This is a genomic window from Mesorhizobium sp. M0077, from assembly GCF_040322955.1.
Taxonomy (GTDB): Bacteria; Pseudomonadota; Alphaproteobacteria; order Rhizobiales; family Rhizobiaceae; genus Mesorhizobium.
Genome location: NZ_JAMYUL010000002.1, coordinates 514221 through 535194, shown reverse-complemented (window position 1 = coordinate 535194; position 20974 = coordinate 514221). Strand labels below are relative to the sequence as shown.

The window sequence follows — 20974 nt, the reverse complement described above, 5'->3', positions numbered from 1 at the left end:
GCGAGTTTCGTATTTCTTTCGCGGGCCATGTGCCCTGGCCCAAGCTAGTGAGATAAAGACCGCGTGATCAGGATTTCCATCGATGCCATGGGTGGCGATCACGGGCCAAACGTGGTCATCCCGGCACTCATGACGGTCGCCGTCAGGCGTCCCGACATCCGCTTCGTCATATATGGGCGCGAGGAACTGGTGCGCCCCGAACTCGCCAAATTCCCCAAACTTGCCGAGGTCAGCGAGTTCCACCATTGCGAAGTCGCGGTCAGGATGGATGACAAGCCGAGCCAGGCGCTGCGCCACGGCCGCTGGAAGTCGTCGATGTGGAAGGCTGTCGAAGCAGTCAAGAGTGGCAGCGCGCAGGCCTGCATTTCGGCCGGCAATACCGGCGCGCTGATGGCGATGTCGAAATTCTGCCTGCGCACGATGGCGACCATCGACCGTCCGGCGATCGCGGCGATCTGGCCCACGATGCGCGGCGAGAGCGTGGTGCTGGATGTCGGCGCCACCATCGGCGCCGATGCGCACCAGCTGATCGACTTTGCCATTCTCGGCACCGGCATGGCGCGCTCGGTGTTCGGCATCGACCGGCCGAAAGTCGGCCTGCTCAATGTCGGCGTCGAGGAGATCAAGGGACAGGAAGAAGTCAAGGAAGCCGGGCGCATGCTGCGCGAGGCCAACATGGCCTCGATGAATTATCATGGCTTCGTCGAGGGTGACGACATCGGCAAGGGCACGGTCGACGTGGTCGTCACCGAGGGCTTTGCCGGCAACATCGCGCTCAAGACGGCAGAGGGCACTGTGCGCCAGATCTCAGGCTATCTGCGCGCCGCGATGAACCGCACGCTGATGGCCAGGATCGGCTATGTCTTCGCCAAGGCCGCTTTTGACCGCCTGCGCGAAAAGCTCGATCCGGGCCGCTCCAATGGCGGTGTTTTCCTGGGTCTGAACGGCATCGTGGTAAAGAGCCATGGCGGCGCCGATTCGGACGGTTTCGCGGCAGCGATCGAGCTTGGCTACGATATGGTGCGCAACAATCTGATCGACCGCATCGAGGCCGATCTCGACCTGTTCCATGCGCGCAACCCGCATGCCCAGGCAAGCAGGAAATCCGACGCCACCGTCGACGAAAAGGAATAGGAAAGAGCTTTGATCAGATCAGTCGTGCGCGGCACCGGTGCTGCGCTGCCCCGCCGCATCATGAAGAATGCCGATTTCGAAGGCATGGTCGAGACCTCGGACGAGTGGATCGCCCAGCGAACCGGCATCCGCCAGCGCCATATCGCCGCCGATGACGAGACGACGGCATCCCTGGGCGAGGCGGCGGCGCGCGCAGCGCTCGACAATGCTGGTCTTAGGCCTGCCGACATCGACCTGATCGTGCTGGCGACCTCGACGCCCAACAACACCTTTCCGGCGACCGCCGTCGAGATCCAGAACCGGCTCGGCATGCATCACGGCTTTGCCTTCGACCTGCAGGCGGTGTGCTCGGGCTTCGTCTATGCGGTGACCACCGCCGACCTCTACATCAGAGGCGGCCTCGCCAAGCGCGTGCTGGTGATCGGCGCGGAGACCTTTTCGCGCATCCTCGACTGGAGCGACCGCTCGACCTGCGTGTTGTTCGGCGACGGCGCCGGCGCGCTGGTGCTGGAAGCGGATGAGGGCACCGGCGGCATTGCCGACCGTGGCGTGCTGGCGATGAGCCTGCGCTCCGACGGCGCCCACAAGGACAAGCTTTTCGTCGATGGCGGTCCCTCGACCACCGGCACGGTCGGCCATCTCAGGATGGAAGGCCGCGAGGTGTTCAAGCACGCCGTCGGCATGATCACCGACGTCATCGAGGCGACGTTTTCGCAGGCCGGCATAACCGCCGACGATCTCGACTGGTTCGTGCCGCATCAGGCCAATAAACGCATTATTGACGCTTCGGCCAAGAAGCTCGGGATTGCTGAGCAAAAGGTGGTGGTCACCGTCGATTTGCACGGTAACACCTCGGCTGCTTCCGTGCCGCTGGCGCTTTCGGTGGCCGTCGCCGACGGTCGCATCAAGAAGGGTGATCTCGTGCTCCTGGAAGCGATGGGCGGAGGCTTCACCTGGGGCGCGGTTCTCGTTCGCTGGTAAGTGCCGAACGGTCCGGTTTCGGTCCTTGACCTTGCCGGATCAATTACTTAGGCTCTGCCTTTACCTGTATCGATTTATGTTTTTTGAACTGATGGGACGGTCGCATGGGGGGAAAGACACTTACGCGCGCCGACCTTGCCGAAGCTGTTTACCGTAAGGTCGGCTTGTCACGCACTGAATCGGCAGAACTCGTCGAAGCGGTGCTGGACGAAATCTGTGAAGCCATCGTACGCGGCGAGACGGTGAAGCTGTCGTCCTTCGCCACCTTCCACGTCCGTTCCAAGAACGAACGCATCGGCCGCAATCCCAAGACCGGCGAGGAAGTGCCGATCCTGCCGCGCCGGGTGATGACCTTCAAGTCGTCGAACGTGCTGAAAAGCCGTATCCTGCGCTCGCACCAGAACAGCAAGGCCAAGGGCGGCAAATAGGTTCTGCCGCAGGCTTCGGTTGAAAACGCCGGGCCGTTTTGACGCCGGGCTTGAATATTGTTTCATAAACCGCTGAAATGATACCCGATTCGGTAGACTGGGCCGGATCGCCGTCCAGCGAGAGGATTTCGCCCATGGACAAGAGCCCCGACGCTTTCCGCACCATCAGCGAGGTCGCGGAGGATCTCGATCTGCCGCAGCACGTGCTGCGCTTCTGGGAAACCCGTTTCAACCAGATCAAGCCGATGAAGCGCGGCGGCGGCCGCCGCTACTACCGGCCACAGGATGTCGAACTGATCAAGGGCATCCGCCACATGCTCTACGACCAGGGTTACACGATCAAGGGCGTGCAGAAACTGCTGCGCGAGAACGGCAACCATTTCCTGGTCGCCATCGGCAATGGCGACATGGCTGCCGTCGAAGCGATCTCGCAGCGCAGGCAGGCCGATCAGGTGCCGCTGACTCCGGCCGCCCAGCCTCGCGGCATGGATGACGAGATGCTGGTCGGCCAGCCCAAGGTAAAGCCCAGCCGCCGCTTTTTCGGCCTGGGCAAGACCGAGGAGGAAGGTCCGGTCCAGCCCGGCGCGTCGAAACTATCGCGCGACAACCGGGCCTTGCTGCAGGAGGCGCTGTTTGACCTCCTGGAGTGCAAGCGTCTGCTCGACCAGGTGCGCTAACCTTTCCGCTGCCTCGGGCAAGCAGACCGGAACCGGTTCCGAGGCCATGCGTTTGGCCTTCTCTCAAAAAGAAGGAAAACAATCATGGTATCGCTTTCGACCCTCTCCGATCTCGATCTCGAAAAGCAGGTCGCGACCCTTTCCAAAGAGCTCGCCGCGTTGCGCAAAGTCGTGGCCAAACGCGGCGGTGCTTACTACGAGGACGGGCGCGATGCCGCTTCGGACTATTATGGGCAGCTTGCCGACCTTGTCAGCGATGCGCTGCCGGCGATCAGGAAGCAGGGCAGGGCGATCGAAAAGACGGCGCGCGATCGTCCGGCAACAGCCGCTGCTGTTGGGTTGGTCGTGGTCGGCCTTCTCGCCAGCTTGTTGCTCAGCCGGCGCTAAAACAATTCACGAAAACAAAAGAAAATGGCGGCCGTCCCGCGGACGACCGCCATTTCCCTGATCTGCGGCCGATTACTTGGCGAGCTTGATCTTGGCCTGTGGCGAAACCTGCGCGGTCTGGCTGCACTTGCCATAGACAGTGCCATTCTTGTCCGTGGCGTCGGTATAGGTGCCTTTGCACTCGATCGAGAGCACCAGGCAATGACCGGAGCCCTTGCAAACCGCGCTGCCGTCGCCCGTGGGATGCGTGCCGTTGGCGAAAGCCGAGGTCGGAACGGAAGCCGAACCGAAGGCCGAGACGATGAGAGCCGCGGCGAGCGTGATGCGCTTGAAGTTGGTCATTTGAGCATTTCCTTCTCTGGATCGAGGATCGCCACCATGGCGTCCTTCTGTGTTGGGATCGCCTTCTCGGCGTCCATGCCGGTTAGTGCGGCCTCCAAAGCAAAGGTTCATGCGTGGTTCGAATTTTCTTCGCGTTTTTTCGCGACGTCGATTTTTAGCCTTCGCCAACGGACGGCGCCTGGCGGGGCCGGGGCGGGCATCGATCATGCATTTCGCGTGAAGGGCGCTGACGTAGCAGCGCGGCATCCCATGCGAAGGTCACACGGTGGCGTGCCCAAATGGCCAGCCAAGACCTAGTCCGCCCCCGGCTCTTGTCAGGTGGCGGCAGCAGTCATTGCCGCCACTTGGCACCGCGCTTTCTGCCACTCCCGGCTGCGACTATAACGCCAGTCCAAAGGTACCGGCGGAGGAGACGGGCGTGGTCGCAAATTACATCGACGAGTTCATCATGTTCTGCGCTGGGTTGTGGATGACAGGCGTTGGTTTTGGGCTGCTCCAAAGTCCTTTTCGGGCCCAGCAAGGTCAGCAGCCATGGTGGCTGCAGGTCGCGAAGCATTTCAAATGGATGGGGCCGCTTTTGATTTTGATCGCAATAGTGCTCGCGTTCGCGGCGCCGTCTAGCGGGTTCCGACGGCATTGAGAGACCTGGGGTGTCCTGCGGCTGGCTACCGCTGTGTTGTCGGCCTTGCGCCTGATACGTTCGTTGGGTGCGCTGTGGTTGCTCGCATTCTGGCGCATGGGCGCCATCGAATCCTGCCTTCAGCTTTTCCACGTGTCGCCTGGCAAAAACCAACGGGAAGGCGGCCCTGGCGAGGACTCCAGGGCCAGCCTTCCCGTTGGGCAAGTCGGCCGTGTCAGGCCTTCTTGGCCTCCACCTTGTTGTGGTGGTGGTGGTGGTGATGGTGACGGCGGTGATGCTTGTTGTGATGATGATGATGGTGATGCTTCTTGTGCAGCGATGCTGCGTCGGCGCTGCTGGCGCCGATGAGGGGCAGAGAGACAGCCAGGGCAAAAGCCAGCCCGAGAGCCGACAGGAGGGACTTCTTCATGACTTCGTTTCCTTTTCTGCGCGGGCTGAATTTGACCGTCACCGAGCAAGATCGGTCCCGGTGAACCCCGCAGTCATGACTATCGCCTCCGAACTTTTCGACAGTTTTTCCGGACTGTAGAATTTTGTTTCTGGATTGTGTCTGGCGGCTTCGTCGGCAACTTACATCGGCGGAATGACGCCGTTGGTGCCGACAACGACCCGGCCCGCGGTCAGCTTGCCGTCGCTGCCACGCTCGGCGTTGACGAACACCACAGCGCCAGGCTTGAGGTCGGCGGGCGTCGCCGGCGCGAAGGTCACCACCGGCGTCGTCTGCGGGATCGCGATCTGCTTTTTCTGGCCATTGTCGTAGGTCAGCGTCACCGTGCGACCTGCAATCTCGGTGACATCGGCGACCGTGCCGTTGGTCATCCGGCTGTTGGGCTCGAGATCCCACGGGCGGTCGCCTTCGCCGGCGCCCTTCAGCGCGGCCGGGAAGATCACCACCTCAAGCGCGCCGCTGCCGCCATCGGCCTTCGAAACAGAGGCAATGCCGAGGAAATCGCCTTGCTTGATATCCCCGGCATCCGCCTTGGCGACGCTGGAAATCTTCCACCCTTCAGCCAGCGCGATGGCGTCGGTAGCGCCTTCGCGGGTCTTCACAGTCAGCGTCGCTCCGGCAAAGGCGGTCACCGTGCCGCGAATGCGCACGGCCTCGGCGGCTTGCGCCGCGACCATGCTCGCGCCGGCGAGGCCTGAAATCGTGGCGAGCACGATGGCTGATGTCTTGAATGTCATGGATCTGATCCTCTTGGGAAAAGCTGGCCCGATGCGGCTGCCAGCAACATCAGGCTAACGCGCGAGCGGCGCAAAACCGCTGAACACTTCGGCGTGCGGCCCTTCAAAAGAACTTGATTGGGAGATCGGGGCGGAGATCCTATATGTGCCCTGGCGCCTGCGGTTTTGACGCCGGTTCACGATGCTGTGACGGTCGGTTTGGGCCTTGGCAAATCGCCGTCAAGCGGGCATTGTCCCGGCTCTCAGGCAACACCCTATCATTTGATCCAAAACTCTTTAGCCCCATGGAGTTGCCAATGCCCCAAACTGCAAAACACGAACCCTTCTCCAGGCTGGCGGCCGACGTTGCGCTCGAGCACCCCGGCCTCAAAGCCATCCGGGAGACAAAGGGATACAGTATTGAAGAGCTTTCCCTGACCTGCGGTCTGTCGACCAGCGAGATTGCCGACATAGAGAGCGGCAAGGACACCGATCCGACGAAACTTCGCCGGATCGCCGCAGCATTGCAATTGCCGGAAACGGCCCTGATCGATGCCCCGGCGCCCACGGCGCCTGTGGAAAACCGGTCCGTTTCATAAACAACGGCCAAGCGTCGTTCAACAAGCCCGCCATGGTTTGCCCTGGCGGGCTTGTTGCATTCGCCCAACGGCGAATGTCACTTCTTGCTCGGATCGTCCGCCGGGTTGACGTAGGTGATCGCGAACGGCCCCTCGCCATGAACCTGGACGATCGTAGCGCTTGTCGTCCAGGCGTGATGGTTCATTCCCTGTGGGGCTACGCCGAAGCCGCCGGCGGTCAGTTCGATGCCTTTGGTCTCGTCGAGCTTGTCGCCCATGCCGATATGAAAATTGCCGGAAATCACCGTCACATATTCCGAGGTGGGATGGTTGTGCGCGGCAATCCTGTAGCCGGCCGGCAGCTTCAACCGCAGCACGTAGATGCCATCCTTCGAGGGGTCCCCGGCGATGACAGCCATGTCCGCGCCGGCGGGCAGGACAGCAGGAGCAGGGCCCCATTTGATGGCGTCCGCGTTTATCGGCATGTCGTCGGCAAGCAGCGGCGCCGTCCCGACAAGCAGCAGCGCCAGAGCCGAGGCGAGCTTGAGCATGATGATCTCTCCGGTTGGTCGTGGGAGCACAGCATCAGCGCCGGCCCTGATCCATTGCGACCTACCAAGGCAGCAGCCCGAACACATCTCCCGCACGGGGGATGCGCCTTGCGTTGCTGACATGCGGCGCGACCCGCCTGGCCTGGTATCGCTGCAGCCGTCGAGGGGCGGGGAGGTTGCCGCCGACCGAGCGTGAAGCTATCCAGTGTGAACGCTAACCGTTTTCGAATGGGACAATGCCGAGATGAGCCTTGAATCCGTGCGCGCCTTCCTGGCTGCCCATGCGCCCGATGTCGAAGTGCTCGTCACCGAAGCGAGTTCCGCGACGGTGGCGCTGGCGGCTGAGGCGCATGGCGTGGAGCCGGCGCAGATCGCCAAGACCATCTGCCTGCGCGTCGGCGGTGAGACCATGCTGATCGTGGCCGGCGGCATGTCGAGGCTCGACAACCGCAAATTCAAGGACCGTTTCGGCGGCAAGCCGCGCATGCTTGACGCCGACGAGGTTGTCGCGATTACCAGCCATCCCGTCGGCGGCGTCTGCCCATTCGGCCTGCCGGCGCCGCTGCCGGTCTATTGCGACGTCTCGCTGCGCGCCTTCGATGAAGTCGTGCCCGCGGCCGGCGCCACCAACGCCGCGGTGCGGCTGAGCCCTGAGCGCATGGCACAGATTGTCGGCGCCGAATGGGTCGATGTGTGCCAGTAGTAATCGTCGGCTGATTTCAGCAGGAGATTTCTGGGAGCAAAACGACTGCGAGCGCAGCTAGTAGAAGATTGAACGACCCATTATACGTGGCGGAAATGAACGACGTTTTTGGTTACATCGCCTATGGTGAGAACGAGCTTTACCATCGCGGCGCGCTACTCAGCGCCCTCAAGCTTTTGCACCATTGCCCGACCGCCAGAATAGTCGTCGCAACGGACAGGACTGACCTATTTCGCGCTTATCCTGTTGAGACAATGCTCATAACGGCCGAACAGAAAGACCAGTGGTCTTTCGGCGGAAGCTACCATTTCGGTATCAAGGCCGGGGCTATGTGTGAGCTTTTGCAGCGAGCAGATCGGCTCCTTTTCATGGACACCGACATGTACCCGGTGGGTGACCCGTCGAAGGGCTTCCGCTCGATCTCTGCGACCCATTCCACTATGCGCCTGTGCGAAGGGCCGCATCGCATCTATCAGAACGCGCTGCCGGGCAAGAACATCAGCGTCGGCGGCCAGGTCCTGACCGGCCAGGAACCGATGTGGAACAGCGGCATCGTCGGGATCCACCGGGACAACCTCACAGCCATGGTGGACGCCTTCGCCGCTATCAAGGCCGTTCATAAGGTGACCGACACTTGGGCGCCCGAGCAGTTCTGCCTCGGGGTAGCCCTTTCTCAAAACGGCCGAACCATAAGCCCTCATAGCCTGCCGATCCGACACTACAATACCCGAGGCAAAAAGCAGTTCGCTGAGCCGCGTGTTCATGCGTTCTTTAACGCGTACGGCATGGCGCCAGTCGGCCAGCAGGTTGCAAAGGCCAGTCGATATCGTCTATGGCGGACTCCCGCGGATCTCTTGCTCCAGAAGCTTAAGAGGTCACTGTGACGGGCTGGCTGCGCATGAGGAATCTGTTTCGATCCAAGCTGCCCCCAAGCGTGACCGTTGGACGTCACACCTATGGGGTGAGCCGGAAGAAGGTGCTTGGAGCGTCTGCCGCCACTCCGTTGGCCCTTGGGGCGTTCTGTTCGGTCGCCGGCAACGTGAGCTTTGAATGTTCCGGGGGAAGCCACGTGCCTTGGGCTGCAACCACTTTTCCGATCCACAGCCGCATGATGAACGCGACCGATCTCAATTCGCACGGCGGCAAACCCGTCGGCATTACCATCGCCAATGATGTCTGGATCGGCCGCCAAGCGCTGATCATGCCAGGCGTCCACATCGCGGATGGCGCTATTGTTGCGGCCGGCGCCATTGTCACCAGGGATGTGCCGCCATACGCGATCGTCGGCGGAGTCCCGGCCAAGCTTATCCGGTATCGCTTTTCACAGGATGTTATTGCGAAATTGCTGGCGATCCGGTGGTGGGAATGGAGCGACGAGAAGATCAAGCAGGAGGCTGCTTTTCTCACAGGTCCCATCGAACTCTTTATCGAGCGGCACGCCAGCATGACGGCTTAAGAATGCATCTTGTTTGCGGGAAGTCGAAAAGACGGTAGCCACCTTGGGGGAAGCGGCCAACTATTTGTTTGGTCGGAGTGGCCGGATTCGAACCGACGACCCCTTGACCCCCAGTCAAGTGCGCTACCGGGCTGCGCTACACTCCGGACCGCGCAAAGCCATATATTTTCAAGGGTTATGGTGCAAGCGCTAAAACGGCGCGTTGGACCGGAAAAATCGCGAGGCATCCGGCCTTGTCGGCGCAACGCCAAGACGGTATGGCTCGCCCAATACCGAGACGGTATGGCTCGCCCAATACCGATAAGAAGGATTGCGCGTGGCAAATTCCTGTTTTTTTCTAGCGGCCGACGCCAACTATTTCCCATATGCATGCTTGGCGGCGCGCAGAATTCTGGACGTTTCGGGAGACGCAACGCCAGGCTTCATCCTGCATTTCGGCGCACGCGATGCCGATATGCGTGTTGCTGAACGCCTGCTGAAGAATCGCCTTCGCATAATGGACGTATCGGCGTTGTTTGCGCAGGCCGGTCATACTTTCCGGCCAAGCAATGTCGGCACTTTTGTTCGGCTTTTCGCCGACCAACTGCCTCAGTTCGCGGACTATGACCGCATCGCCCATGTTGATTGTGATGTCCTCTTCAATCGGGATATAGGTGACCTGGTGGGCCAGACACTTCATGCCCCATTGTTGGCCGCCCATGACGATTATATGTACTTCCGCCCAGGCTACCGGCACAAATTGTCGATGCAGCCGGGAGCGCCTTACTTCAATGCCGGTATCATCGTCTTCAACATGCCGCTGGTGCGTGAACAGGGACTTTTGCACCGCGCCAGAGATGTCGCCGTTGCCGGGCAGATGAACGATCAGAACGCGCTGAACATCGTCTTCGAGGGCAAGTGGCAGACGATGCATCCGAACTGGAATTTGATGTCCAACGATACGAAGGAATTTCGGTTCGCCCAAGCCTATGCCCGGCATTTCGCCGGCGGCAAGCCGTGGGGGAGCCAGGTCGACGTGGAACTTGAGGCGCTTGCCGTCTGGCGCGGTCTGGCAAGGGATACGCCTTGGCTCCAGCCCTTCCGGCAGCGCATTCCCTTCGAGCGAGGCGTCATGAGGCGATTCGCTCGCAGATTCGACGGCATCATGGGGATGTTGCCTGCCAAGGATCGGTATCGGCGGCGGGCAAGGTATGATGGAAGCAAGGTGCATAGGATTTATGCCGAGCATGCCCTTGCCGGTGCGATGGCCGTGCAGTTTCCTGAAATACTCGGCGGTTTCGCTTGAGATATTCGCGACTTTGATCCGTAAGGCGCAGGGCAGGAGAATTAGACTGTGTCGCAAAAGCCATGCTTCTTTTTCGCCGCCGATCAAAGGTATTTTCCGTACACCTGCTTGGCGGCGCGCCGTGTGTTGGATTTGTCCGGCGCCGTCGACGGCTTTATTTTGCACACCGGCGTCATTCCCAGTGACGACCGGTCTGCCGGTGAGCGTTTGCTCGAGGGGAGGATCGGCATCATCGACGTAACGAAGTTCATGGAGGCGACGAACTTCAATCGTGGAACGCATCCCACGCTTGCGACCTACATCAGGCTGTTCGCCGATCAATTGCCTCAATTCGAGCCATACGACCGCATCGCCTATTCAGACGCCGATGTGCTTTTCAACCGATCGATAGCAGATCTCTGCAACACCCCGCTCAACGCTCCGCTGCTGGCCGCACACGACGAGCAGACCTATTTCGACGTAAAGTATCGACAGCATTTGCCGATGCAGCCAGGGGCGCCGAAGTTCAATGCCGGCGTGCTGGTGTTCAACATGCCGCTGGTCAGGCAGGAGGGGCTTCTGGAGAGTACCCGACATCTGGCGTCCGAGCATATCTACGGCATGGATCAAGGCGCGATGAACTTGGCCTTCGAGGGCCGGTGGCAGACGATGCACCCGTTCTGGAATGTGATGACCAACTACACCAGCCAGATCCCTTTCAACCGCTGCTACGCCCGCCACTTCGCCTGGGGCAAGCCCTGGGACCGTCCGCCGATCGGTGTCGAGGTCGACGCCATGGCGATCTATCGCGATCTGGCGAGAGGCACGCCCTGGGCCGGCCGTTTCAGCCGCAACTGGCCGATGAAGAGAGGCCTGTTGAAGAACCTCGGCCGCAAGTTCGATGCTGTCAGCGGGATCTTGTTGAACGACGAGAAGCGCAAGAGACGGGCGAGGTTCGATGCCGAAAAGGTCAGCGCCGTTTTTGCCGACCATGCGGATCGTCTGATGATGGCCGTGCAATACCCCGAACGGGTGGCCGGCATCGCGAGATAAAACGAAATCTGCTACCGCAATTGGGTGCGGGTCACCTGGACTCGGCGGTTTTTCTATTGGTTCGGATTGCCGCTGGCCATCGCCCTCAATCCGCGCTGATGCCTGTATTCCAGCGCGATCGCTCCCCAGATCAGGCCGAGCAGCAGGTAGACATGGCGCCAGTGGTCGATGTCGATGAAAGTGCCGAGCCCGATATTGCCGATGAACGCGACGTAGGCGCAGAGCAGATAGGGCTGCCACGGCCGGTCGCGCAAAAGGATGCGGAAGCCGGCGGCGATCGTCCACAGCGTCAGCGACAGGAACGAGACGAAGCCGAGCCAGCCATAATCCATCAACGTCTTCAGCCAGATGTCGTGCGTGTCTTCGCCGAAAATGGTGCCGAACACCAGCGGGCCGATGCCGAGCGGATGTTCGAGCGCCATCTGGAAGCCGATCGTGTAGCGGGCGAAGCGGCCAAGGCGCGCCGTGTCGTAGCTCTGTTCCAGCTGGGCGCGGCTGGAAAACATCTCGCCGACGCCGGGCAGCTGCAGGATGACGATCATGGCGACCACCAGCAGGGTGACGGCGGCAATGGTCATGACGATGACGCGCAGCCGGAACTTGCCGCTGTTGCTTTGCAGGAACAGGGCGCCGGTGAGCAGGATGGCCGAGACGGCGAACATGCCCCAGGCGCCGCGCGAGAATGAAAAGAAGATGCCCGCGGTGATGATCAGCAGCGGCACCGCCAGAAGCGGCATGCGCGCGATCGAGCCGGTCAACAGCAGATAGAGCAGATAGATGCCGGGCAGCACCAGGAACGGCCCGAACACGTTCGGATCCTGGAAGGCGCCCTGGGCGCGGTCGTATCTGGTGAAGATTTCAGCGCCCGGGAAAGCGTGGAAATAGCCGGCAATGCCGAGCAGCGAGGTCACCACCGCAGAGACGACATAGGCGATGAAGATCAGCCGGTAGAGGCCGGGCTGCACCGCCGTCACCGACGAGAAGAACACCGCGGTGAACGCGAGAAACAGCGAGACGGCGAGATAGAGCGGTGTGTTGGCGAGATCGGCCATCTGCGTCATGGCAATCATGCCGCCGATGTTCATCGTGATCAGCAGCACCAGCAGCGGCACGGCCGCGCGCGATATGCGCAGGCCAAACAGCCCCCACACCCCGATCAGCCCGACCATGAAAAGATCGTAAGGCGCCGGCTCGTCGATGACGAAGCCTGACAGGAAGACGCCGAAAAACACCGCGCCCGACGATATCAGCGCGATCAGCTTGGCATTGACCGCAGCCTGCGGCACATCATGGGAAATCGCGCTCAATAGGCGTTTTCCGTGTTGAGCAGCCGCAGCGGCGTCATGAGCAGGATGCGCAGATCGAACAGCATCGACCAGTTCTCGATGTAATAGAGGTCATATTCCGTGCGCATGCGGATCTTCTCATTGGTGTCCATCTCGCCGCGCCAGCCATTGATCTGCGCCCAGCCGGTAACGCCGGGCTTGACCTTGTGGCGGGCGAAATAGCCGTCGACCACCTCATTGTAGAGAAGGTTGTGCGACTGCGCGGCAATCGCATGCGGGCGCGGGCCAACCAGTGACAGCGTGCCGAACAGCGAGTTGAAGAACTGCGGCAGCTCGTCGATCGAGCTCTTGCGGATGAAGCGGCCGACGCGGGTGACGCGCGGATCGTTCTTGGTCACCGTCTGCTTGGCGGTCGGGTCCGACCGGTCGGTATACATGGAGCGGAATTTGTAGACTTCGACGATCTCGTTGTTGAAGCCGTGCCGCTTCTGCTTGAACAGCACCGGACCCTTGCTGTCGAGCTTGATGGCGATGGCCGTCGCCAGCATCACCGGTGAGAACAGGACGATGCCGATCAGCGAGAAGACGATGTCGAAGGCGCGCTTGGCGACCGAATCCCAGTCGTTGATCGGCCTGTCGAAGATATCGAGCATCGGCACCGAGCCGATGTAGGAGTAGGCGCGCGGGCGAAACTGCAAAGCGTTCGAATGCGCCGAGAGCCGGATGTCGACCGGCAGCACCCAGAGCTTCTTCAGCAGCTGCAGCACGCGCGTTTCGGCAGTCAGCGGCAGCGACACGATCAGCATGTCGATGCGCGCGATGCGGGCGAATTCCATCAGCTCCGAAATGGTGCCGAGCTTGGGATAGCCGGCCACGATCGGCGGCGAGCGCTTGTCGCCGCGGTCATCGAAGATGCCGCAGATGCGGATGTCGTTGTCTGGCTGCTTCTCGACCGAGCGGATCAGCATCTCGGCCGCCTTGCCGCCGCCGACGATGACGGCGCGGCGTTCCATGCGGCCGTTGCGCGCCCAGCGCCGGATCAGCTTCGACATCACCAGCCTGAGGCCGAACAGCAGAAGCAGGCCGACGACAAACCAGGTGCCGAACAGCAGACGCGAATAATCCTCCGACATTTTCATGATGAAGGCCGTCAGCGCCATCAGCGCGAAGGTGCCGGCCCAGACCATCAGCACGCGGCCGAGATTGGAGATCGGTCGCATCAAGGCGGAGATCTGGTAGCAATCGCTGACGTCGAGCAGCACCACGGCCACGAATGACGCCGCGGCAATGGTCAGCGGATATTGCCAGGCGAGATAGTTGAAGAAGCCGACAAAGTGGAAGTAGAGCGCGAGCCCCGACAGGAACAGCAAGCCGAATTCGACGATGCGCAATACGCCGCTGACCATGACCGGCGACATCGTATCGCGCCGGTATTGCGAGGCGACCTGGCGGGCAACACTGTTCATGCCGCCGGGCGTGGGGCTCTCGGCAGGACTGTCGAATTTGCGCACCGCATCGGCCGAAAAGCGGCGCGTGGGGTCGGTCTCGTTCATCGGGTTTCCCACAAGCTTCCGCGATGACGATAGCAGAAAGAGAGCTAAAAAAACCTTGAGACAACTTATGGTTTTGGACGGTCGTCTATCTGTTGAGCGCGGCGAAATAGGCCTTTTCGATTTCGGCGGCCATCACATCGGCGCCGAATCGCGCCTTGAGGCTGGCGGTATCGGGCATGACGCGCCGGTAGGCGTCGAGATCGCGCAGCGCTTCACCCACCTTGTCGCCGAGTTGGCGCGGATCGGGACGGATCAGGGCAGGGGATCCCTCACCGAAGATTTCGGGAATGCCGCCGACGGCCGTGGCGATCATCGGCCTGCCTGCGGCCAGCGTCTCCAGCACGATATAGGGCATGGCTTCCGCGCGCGACGGCACAACCACGAGGTCGGCCAGTGCAAAGGCCTCCCTGGCTGGCATAGGCGGCAAGAAGCGGACCTGTTTTTCGAGGCCCAGCCGTTTCACCTGCGCATGATAGCGCGGCAGGTCGTCGCCATCGCCGACCATGACCGCGGTCAAGCGGCGCTCAAGCTGGGACCCGGCCAGCACCAGCGCGTCGATGAAAATGTCAGGCCCTTTGAGGTCGCGCATCATGCCGATGTAGAGCAGGTCGGCTGCGTCGGGCTGTGTGACCACCGGCTCGAATTCGGCGGCGCGCAGGCCGTTATAGACCAGCGTGTTCGGGATAGGCGGCTCGCCGACCTTCCTGCGATAGGTGCGCCGCTCATAGTCGGAGACGAACAGCAGGCAATCGGTGAAGCGCCCCATGAAGCGCTCCAGCGCGAAGAACAGCTTTCCGGTGGTCGTCGTTTCGTCATAGTGGAGGGAGCCGCCATGCGGCGAATAAAGGCGGGCTACGCGAGACCTTGATACTCGCAACAATGAGCCGAACAGACGGGCATAGGCGCCACCTTTGGCGCCGTGCCCGTGCAACACGTCCGGCCGCAATTCCTTGATGATTCGATAGGTACGCCAAGCGGAGGCGAGGTCGCCCGGTCCGACATGGCGCTGCATCGGCGTGCGATGGATACCGAGCGCCAGGCTGTCCTTCATCTGGTCGAACAGGCGTTCCTCGTATTGGCCGCCGGTGGTCGAATCGCAGACGATGCCGACAGCATGTCCGGCGGCGAGCTGGGCCTCCGTCAGGTCGCGCACATGCCGGAAGATCCCGCCGACGGGTGAGCGAAAGCAGTGGACGATCCTGAGCTGGTCCGCCACGTTGATGTCAGAACAGGCGTTCGCGAACGTAGACCGTGTCGCCCGGCAGCAGCGGATCGGAGGTAACCACCCGGCCTGTCATCACCTTGCCGTTGATGTCGCGGGTGATATCGACGCTTTCCTGGTTGGCGCGCGGCGAGAAACCGCCAGCAATCGCGATGGCCTTCTGCACGGTGAGGCCCGGCACGTAGGAATACTGGCCGGCGGCACCCACTTCGCCCATGACGAAGATCGGCCGGTAGCGATCGATCTCGACCGACACGTCGGGGTCGCGCAGATAGCCTTGGCGCAGTTTGTCGGCGAGCGCTTTTTCCAGCTGCTGGGCCGTGTGGCCGCGCGCCGGCACCGCGCCGACCAGCGGGAAGGACATGTAGCCGGACTGGTCGACACTGTAGGTGTTGGTCAGACCGTCCTGTTCGAACACCGTGACGCGGACACGGTCGCCGGCGCCGAGCCGATACGGCTGGTCGAGTACCTCGTGGAAGGCCGCCGGCGTCGGCCGGTAGCTGGAGCAGCCGGCGAGCATCGACACGGCCAGCAGAGCGCGAAACAGACCAGCAGCGCTTTTCATGATCGGACACACACCTTCGTCGCTATGGCCGCCAGGACACGGCGGCAAACCTTAAGGATCTGGGTTCGTTATCATCCTGTTAGGGTTAATGGCCGGTAAAGGGACGCGGCCGATTTGGCGGCAATCGACAAAAAGCCGTATAGTTTTGCTGGCTTTGTTTACCGGATGTCAGCAAACCCTAACAGCTGCTTGCCGCGATCTTAACGGCTGAGTTACCATAGTTGTTTACGCTACCATCTAGCCTCATGTTCCGGAGCAGGAATGCATGTCCGACCAGTCCGCGGCCGCAGATGTCGATGTCGACCTGAGACAGCTCTTCGCCAGCCTGGCGCGGAACTGGCTGCGCATTCTTGTGATCACGCTTCTCGTCACTGGTCTCGCCTTCGCGTTCGCGTGGCTTGCCACGCCGCATTACAAGGCGACGACGCAGCTGAAAATCCAGTTGAGCGAATCGGCCTATACGCGGCCTGCCGGTACCAATGAAGACGACAAACCTGTGCTCGATGCGGAAGGTGTAGCAACTGAGGTTCAGGTCATTTCCTCGTCCGACATTCTCAATAAGGTGGCTGGCAATCTGCACCTGGGCGACAAGCCCGAGTTCAACGATGCGCTCGGCATGTCGCCGGTAGCCCGACTTCTTGTCATTGCCGGACTGAAAAGTGATCCGGCAGAGATTCCGCTCGAAGAGCGCGTGCTGACTAAAATGCGCGACAAGCTAAACGTCTATGGCGTCGAGAAGACGCGTGCCATCGCCGTCGAATTTTCCTCGGAAGACCGCCAGCTTGCCGCCGATATTCCGAATGCCATCGCCAAGGCCTACATGGCCTATCAGGCCGATGCCAAGACCACGTCGAACGCGGCCGCGACCGCCTTCCTCGGGCCGGAGATCGAGGAGCTGCAGAAGCAGGTCAGGGATGCAGAGGCCAAGGTCGCGGCCTTCCGCTCCGCTCAGTCGGACCTGTTGATGGCTGGCAACAATTCGGTGCTGGCGACACAGCAATTGTCCGAACTATCGAGCGAGCTGTCGCGTGTGCGCGCCAGCCGCGCCTCGGCTGAGGCAACGGCCGAAAGGGTGCGCCAGGCCCTGCAGAATGGCGGTTCGCTGGACGCTGTACCCGAAGTGCTGTCTTCCGATCTGATCCAGCGGCTGCGCGAGCGTCAGATCGAGCTCAGAACCAACATCGCCGATCTTTCCACCACTTTGCTCGACAACCATCCGCGCCTGCGGGCGATGAGGTCGCAGCTAGCCGATCTCGACGGTCAGATCCGCAACGAGGCGCAAAAGATCATGCGCGGGTTGCTGACGCAGGCGCAGACCGCCCAGGCGCGCGAAAACCAGCTGATATCGGACGTCAACAAGCTGAAAGCGGCGTCGTCGCGCGCCGGCGAGGAGCAAGTCCAGCTGGATGCCCTGCAGCGTGAGGCGAACGTCCGGCGCCAGCAGCTTGAATCCTATATGGCGAGCTTCCGCGAAGTGTCCTCGCGCAAGAATTACCTGCCGGTCGATGCCAGCGTGTTTTCCGAGGCGCGCGTGCCGTCGGAACCCTATTTCCCCAAGCTCGTGCCGATCGTCGGCGCCGCCTTCGTCGGCTCGCTGGTTCTGATGTCGGTCATCACGCTGCTGCAGGAGCTGTTTTCGGGCCGCGCCATGCGTCCGGCCCCAGGGGCGCGCTTCGAGCGTATCGAGCAGGTTGCGATGCCGGCAATGTCGGCGCCGGTAGTCGACCCGGAACCGGCTCCTGAGGTCGTGGAAGTGGACGATCAGCCGACGACCATGGAGTCTGAACTGGCGCCAAAGCCCGAGCCGGCTCCTGCAGTGCAGGAGGACGCAGCGATCGCCGGTTCCGAACCGCAAGCCGAACCTGAACCTGTCCGCTCCAGCCTTGGCGAGATCGATGTCGAGAAGGCGGCGGAGAAGCTGATCGCCAGCGGTGCTGCGCGCGCCATCTTCGTCTCGCCCGAAGGCGATGAGGCCGCGGCCTCGGCAGTGCTGGTAGCGCGCGAAGTCTCCGACGCTGGCCTGCGCGTGCTGCTGCTCGATCTCACGGCGTCAGGTGCCGCCTCGCGGCCGATGCTGGACAGCGGACTTTTCCCCGGCATCACCAATCTGCTGGCTTCGGAAGCGCAGTTCAGCGACGTCATCCACGCCGACCTCTATTCGGACTGCCACGTCGTTCCCGTCGGCACCGCCGATCCGGTGCGCGCCATGCGCGCCGCCGACCGGCTGCCGATCATCATGCAGTCGCTGACCACCGCCTATGATCTGGTCATCGTCGAATGCGGACCGGCCGATGCGCAAGGCATCAGCCGACTGGTCGGCGACAGCACCGAGGTCTTCATGTCCATGCTGCAGGCGGACGATGAGGTGGCGCAGGCCGCCGTCGAGCTGATCGAAAGCGGCTATCCCGACCTCACTCTGGTGACGCCGATCGGCCACGAGACGCCGGGTAACCCGGTGCCGGGACGACGTAGCGCCGCCTGAGACATCGGACAATTCAACTTAGGCGGCGCTACTACGGATTGGCTCGTCCATCGCCCGCCGGCTCCCGAAAAACCAAGCTTGTCAGTCGGCGCCGGGATCTACCCCAACTCCAGGGTTGTCACGCCAAATATTCGGCGCGAGTCGACCTTCGGAGGCGGGCCCTTGTACATGCGCGTGGTGGTGAAGGTCGGCCTGAAACCAATTGCTGAAAGCGCCGTGGTGAAATCGAAATTTTCGGCAGGAACGTCGATATGCAGGTCGCCACCTTGGCATGCGGCAGCCAGACTGCCCATGAGCTGCATCGCCGTCTCGGTGTCGTCGGCAAACAGCGGGCCGATCTTGTAACCCGAACGGCAGGGACGAGCCACGGCGTAGCCTATGGTGCCGAGTGAACTGATCGCGGCGAACCCGCAATGCGGCGGCTGCGCCCAGCGGTGCAGGAAGGCTCGTCGAGGCGCGGGGAAACAGCGGGCGTCATAGACGATGATGTCGGGCACGAGTTGCGTGGTTATCATGCGCACCCCTTCGCTTCGGACGGGCGGGGTCGCGATACGGCCGCTGAAGCGGATGGTTTCGTACGCCGAGCTGAATCCCGTGCGGCGATAATTCGCCAGCTGCGCGGCGACCCCGTCGAGGCCGACCGTTCGGCCGGCCAGCCTGGCCATGCCCGCATTCCAGACTGCTTTGCCATGGCCTTTGCCGCGCATGTCTGGTCGGCAGATGTAGAGACCGATGAAACCGAAGTTGCCGCCATAGGCGACAGCCGAGATGGCGGCGGTCATCTCGTTGTCGACAAAAGCGCCGATGAACCCTTCAGGATCGGTTGGCCGGAACGCCGCGGCATCGTCAAGGCCAGGGTTCCAGCCTTCAGCCGCCGCCCAGTCGATGAGAACGGTCAGTTCCGGCGGAGACAATGCGCGGACGGTAGGCTTCATAGCGTTCACTCCGCGGCGACCACCCCCGGCGAGAAGGATTTCAGCACGCCGCGATAGGGCTTGGCCAGCGGACTGGCATAGGAGCCGCGCTTCGAGGTCGACAGGCCCAATGCGATCAGCGCCTCGGCCTGTTTGAGGGCGGCGCCGACGCCGTCGATGACGGGCAGGTCGAACTCTTGCTGCAACCGGTGTGCCAGGTCGGCCATGCCGGCGCAGCCGAGCACGATGGCCTCGGCGCGGTCTTGCGCTATGGCGCGGGCGATCTCGGCGCGGAGTTTCTCGACAGCGCCGGAAGCAGCGTCTTCAAGCGAGAGTACGGGAATGTCGGCGGCGCGCACGCGGGCACGCCCGGCCATGCCATAGCGCTGCACCAGCCCCTCGACAGGGACACGCGAGCGTTCGGTGGTCGTCACCACTGTGAAGCGCTGGGCAATGTAGGAGGCGACACTGAGTGCGGCCTCGCAGATGCCGATGACCGGAATGGAGGCCATGGCGCGTGCCGCATCCAGGCCGGTATCGTCGAAGCAGGCGATGATGGCGGCCTGAGCCCCGGCACGTTCGCCGGCGGCGATCTCCATCAAAAGGCCGGGCACGGCCAATGCCTCGTCATAATAGCCCTCGATCGAGGCCGGGCCCATCGAGGAGGTGACCGCGATCACCTCGGTCCCGGCGCCGGCAACGCCGCGCGCCGCCGCCGCGATCGTCTCGGTCATGCTCGCCGTTGTGTTGGGGTTCACCACCAGTATCTGCACAATCAAACCCTGGCCCGCCTGCGGCCAACATAGAGGATGGCGCCCAGTGTGGCCAGGATCACCAGGAAGGAGAACACGGTGGTCACCGTGCCCAGCGCGTAGAGCACCGGCGTCGTGACATTGGTGGTCATGCCGTAGATCTCGAGCGGCAGCGTGTTGAAGGTGCCCGACGTCATCAGCGTGCGGGCGAACTCGTCATAGGACAGCGTGAAGCCGAACAGGCCGACGCCGATCAGGCTCGGCGCGATCATCGGCAGCACGACATGGGCGAAGGTCTGCCAGGAGTTGGCGCCCAGGTCACGCGCGGCTTCCTCATAGGCGGGCGAGAAGCGGTTGAAGACGGCGAACATGATGAGCACGCCGAAGGGCAAGGTCCAGGTCAGGTGCGCGCCGAAGGCCGATGTGTACCAGGCTGGGCGGAAGCCGACCTGCTGGAAGACGACGCCGATGCCGAGCGAAATGATGATCGAGGGTACTACGAGGCTGGCGACCGCCAGGTAGAACAAAGCGGTGGCGCCACGAAATTTTTGCCGGAAAGCGAGCCCTGCCAGCAGCGACACGACGACGGTGACGATCATCACCATAAGGCCGAGCACGAGCGAGCGCTTGAAGCTGCCGCCGAAATCGCCGACCGCCTGGCGCTCGAACAGATTGGCGAACCAGTGCAGCGACACGCCATTGAGCGGGAAGGTGAGGCCGCCGGTCTCACCTTGGAAAGAAAGGATCAGGATCGCCGACAGCGGGCCGTAGAGGAACAGCACGAACAGAGTGAAGAAGACCGCAAGCACATAGAATTCGAGGGTGCGTTTTTCGTGGCTCAC

Annotated in this window: 24 protein-coding genes and 1 tRNA gene; 13 read left to right on the top strand and 12 right to left on the bottom strand. The window is 62.0% G+C overall.

Going from position 1 to position 20974, the window contains the following annotated elements:
* Positions 1-63 precede the first annotated feature (63 nt).
* The 5 genes from plsX (at position 64) to NKJ57_RS06885 (ending at position 3607) form a co-directional block, all read left to right on the top strand.
* Positions 64-1134 carry a phosphate acyltransferase PlsX gene (plsX, locus tag NKJ57_RS06905; RefSeq protein WP_352511362.1) on the top strand — a complete coding sequence of 357 codons (1071 nt, stop codon included), beginning with the start codon at positions 64-66 and terminating at the stop codon, positions 1132-1134.
* A gap of 9 nt (positions 1135-1143) precedes the next feature.
* Complete coding sequence (locus tag NKJ57_RS06900; RefSeq protein ID WP_352511361.1) at positions 1144-2115, top strand: beta-ketoacyl-ACP synthase III; 972 nt, start codon at positions 1144-1146, stop codon at positions 2113-2115.
* A gap of 104 nt (positions 2116-2219) precedes the next feature.
* Positions 2220-2543, top strand: a complete 324-nt coding sequence (locus NKJ57_RS06895) for an integration host factor subunit alpha (RefSeq protein ID WP_006201891.1) — start codon at positions 2220-2222, stop codon at positions 2541-2543.
* Positions 2544-2677: 134 nt separating this feature from the next.
* Positions 2678-3220, top strand: coding sequence for a MerR family transcriptional regulator (locus NKJ57_RS06890; protein WP_023669374.1), 543 nt, complete (start codon positions 2678-2680; stop codon positions 3218-3220).
* An 84-nt stretch (positions 3221-3304) separates the two neighbouring features.
* Positions 3305-3607, top strand: coding sequence for a hypothetical protein (locus NKJ57_RS06885; protein WP_023669375.1), 303 nt, complete (start codon positions 3305-3307; stop codon positions 3605-3607).
* 72 nt (positions 3608-3679) lie between these two features.
* Here the strand turns inward: NKJ57_RS06885 and NKJ57_RS06880 are convergent, their stop codons facing one another.
* Positions 3680-3949, bottom strand: a complete 270-nt coding sequence (locus tag NKJ57_RS06880) for a hypothetical protein (RefSeq protein WP_352511360.1) — start codon at positions 3947-3949, stop codon at positions 3680-3682.
* Positions 3950-4367: 418 nt separating this feature from the next.
* On the opposite strand from NKJ57_RS06880, the gene NKJ57_RS06875 reads away from it, so the two are divergent.
* The gene (locus NKJ57_RS06875) at positions 4368-4589 is read left to right on the top strand and encodes a hypothetical protein (protein WP_352511359.1); all 222 of its coding nucleotides are present in this window, start codon (positions 4368-4370) and stop codon (positions 4587-4589) included.
* A 214-nt stretch (positions 4590-4803) separates the two neighbouring features.
* Here NKJ57_RS06875 and NKJ57_RS06870 read toward each other — a convergent pair whose 3' ends face one another.
* Positions 4804-4998 (bottom strand): hypothetical protein, encoded by a 195-nt coding sequence (locus tag NKJ57_RS06870; RefSeq protein WP_352511358.1) that lies wholly within the window; start codon positions 4996-4998, stop codon positions 4804-4806.
* A gap of 161 nt (positions 4999-5159) precedes the next feature.
* On the bottom strand, positions 5160-5774 hold the full coding sequence (locus NKJ57_RS06865; RefSeq protein WP_352511357.1) for a hypothetical protein: 615 nt from the start codon (positions 5772-5774) through the stop codon (positions 5160-5162).
* A gap of 296 nt (positions 5775-6070) precedes the next feature.
* Here NKJ57_RS06865 and NKJ57_RS06860 point away from each other — a divergent pair, with 296 nt between their 5' ends.
* Positions 6071-6352 (top strand): helix-turn-helix domain-containing protein, encoded by a 282-nt coding sequence (locus tag NKJ57_RS06860; RefSeq protein WP_023689492.1) that lies wholly within the window; start codon positions 6071-6073, stop codon positions 6350-6352.
* A gap of 77 nt (positions 6353-6429) precedes the next feature.
* Here the strand turns inward: NKJ57_RS06860 and NKJ57_RS06855 are convergent, their stop codons facing one another.
* Positions 6430-6882, bottom strand: coding sequence for a cupin domain-containing protein (locus tag NKJ57_RS06855; protein WP_352511356.1), 453 nt, complete (start codon positions 6880-6882; stop codon positions 6430-6432).
* Between the two features lie 244 nt (positions 6883-7126).
* On the opposite strand from NKJ57_RS06855, the gene NKJ57_RS06850 reads away from it, so the two are divergent.
* From NKJ57_RS06850 to NKJ57_RS30890, 3 genes are all read left to right on the top strand, one after another.
* Positions 7127-7585 carry a YbaK/EbsC family protein gene (locus NKJ57_RS06850; RefSeq protein WP_352511355.1) on the top strand — a complete coding sequence of 153 codons (459 nt, stop codon included), beginning with the start codon at positions 7127-7129 and terminating at the stop codon, positions 7583-7585.
* A gap of 95 nt (positions 7586-7680) precedes the next feature.
* Positions 7681-8469 (top strand): hypothetical protein, encoded by a 789-nt coding sequence (locus tag NKJ57_RS06845; protein WP_352511354.1) that lies wholly within the window; start codon positions 7681-7683, stop codon positions 8467-8469.
* A complete protein-coding gene (locus NKJ57_RS30890) occupies positions 8466-9041 on the top strand; it encodes a CatB-related O-acetyltransferase (RefSeq protein WP_488377244.1) in 576 nt (191 codons plus the stop codon). Before NKJ57_RS06845 ends, NKJ57_RS30890 begins: the two co-directional genes overlap by 4 nt.
* Before the next feature lie 69 nt (positions 9042-9110).
* Here the strand turns inward: NKJ57_RS30890 and NKJ57_RS06835 are convergent.
* Positions 9111-9187, bottom strand: a tRNA-Pro gene (locus NKJ57_RS06835).
* A gap of 170 nt (positions 9188-9357) precedes the next feature.
* Here NKJ57_RS06835 and NKJ57_RS06830 point away from each other — a divergent pair.
* Together NKJ57_RS06830 and NKJ57_RS06825 are read left to right on the top strand one after the other, a co-directional pair.
* Positions 9358-10326 carry a glycosyltransferase family 8 protein gene (locus NKJ57_RS06830; RefSeq protein ID WP_084013644.1) on the top strand — a complete coding sequence of 323 codons (969 nt, stop codon included), beginning with the start codon at positions 9358-9360 and terminating at the stop codon, positions 10324-10326.
* 48 nt (positions 10327-10374) lie between these two features.
* Positions 10375-11358 carry a glycosyltransferase family 8 protein gene (locus tag NKJ57_RS06825; RefSeq protein WP_352511353.1) on the top strand — a complete coding sequence of 328 codons (984 nt, stop codon included), beginning with the start codon at positions 10375-10377 and terminating at the stop codon, positions 11356-11358.
* Between the two features lie 53 nt (positions 11359-11411).
* Here NKJ57_RS06825 and NKJ57_RS06820 read toward each other — a convergent pair whose 3' ends face one another.
* From NKJ57_RS06820 to NKJ57_RS06805, 4 genes are all read right to left on the bottom strand, one after another.
* Positions 11412-12665 (bottom strand): O-antigen ligase family protein, encoded by a 1254-nt coding sequence (locus NKJ57_RS06820; protein ID WP_352511351.1) that lies wholly within the window; start codon positions 12663-12665, stop codon positions 11412-11414.
* Positions 12662-14197, bottom strand: a complete 1536-nt coding sequence (locus tag NKJ57_RS06815) for an undecaprenyl-phosphate glucose phosphotransferase (protein WP_023711534.1) — start codon at positions 14195-14197, stop codon at positions 12662-12664. The genes NKJ57_RS06820 and NKJ57_RS06815 overlap by 4 nt, the downstream gene beginning before the upstream one ends.
* An 85-nt stretch (positions 14198-14282) precedes the next feature.
* On the bottom strand, positions 14283-15413 hold the full coding sequence (locus NKJ57_RS06810; RefSeq protein WP_352511350.1) for a glycosyltransferase: 1131 nt from the start codon (positions 15411-15413) through the stop codon (positions 14283-14285).
* Between the two features lie 7 nt (positions 15414-15420).
* On the bottom strand, positions 15421-15984 hold the full coding sequence (locus tag NKJ57_RS06805; protein WP_023669390.1) for a polysaccharide biosynthesis/export family protein: 564 nt from the start codon (positions 15982-15984) through the stop codon (positions 15421-15423).
* Positions 15985-16249: 265 nt separating this feature from the next.
* On the opposite strand from NKJ57_RS06805, the gene NKJ57_RS06800 reads away from it, so the two are divergent.
* A complete protein-coding gene (locus NKJ57_RS06800; RefSeq protein ID WP_352511349.1) occupies positions 16250-18466 on the top strand; it encodes a GumC family protein in 2217 nt (738 codons plus the stop codon).
* Between the two features lie 98 nt (positions 18467-18564).
* Here the strand turns inward: NKJ57_RS06800 and NKJ57_RS06795 are convergent, their stop codons facing one another.
* Genes NKJ57_RS06795 through NKJ57_RS06785 form a run of 3 tightly spaced genes read right to left on the bottom strand, consistent with a single transcriptional unit; the run spans position 18565 to position 20974 of the window.
* Entirely contained in the window at positions 18565-19401 is an 837-nt protein-coding gene (locus NKJ57_RS06795; protein WP_352511405.1) for a GNAT family N-acetyltransferase, read from the bottom strand.
* Between the two features lie 5 nt (positions 19402-19406).
* Entirely contained in the window at positions 19407-20153 is a 747-nt protein-coding gene (locus tag NKJ57_RS06790; protein WP_352511347.1) for an aspartate/glutamate racemase family protein, read from the bottom strand.
* A 2-nt stretch (positions 20154-20155) separates the two neighbouring features.
* On the bottom strand, positions 20156-20974 hold the full coding sequence (locus tag NKJ57_RS06785; protein WP_023669394.1) for an ABC transporter permease: 819 nt from the start codon (positions 20972-20974) through the stop codon (positions 20156-20158).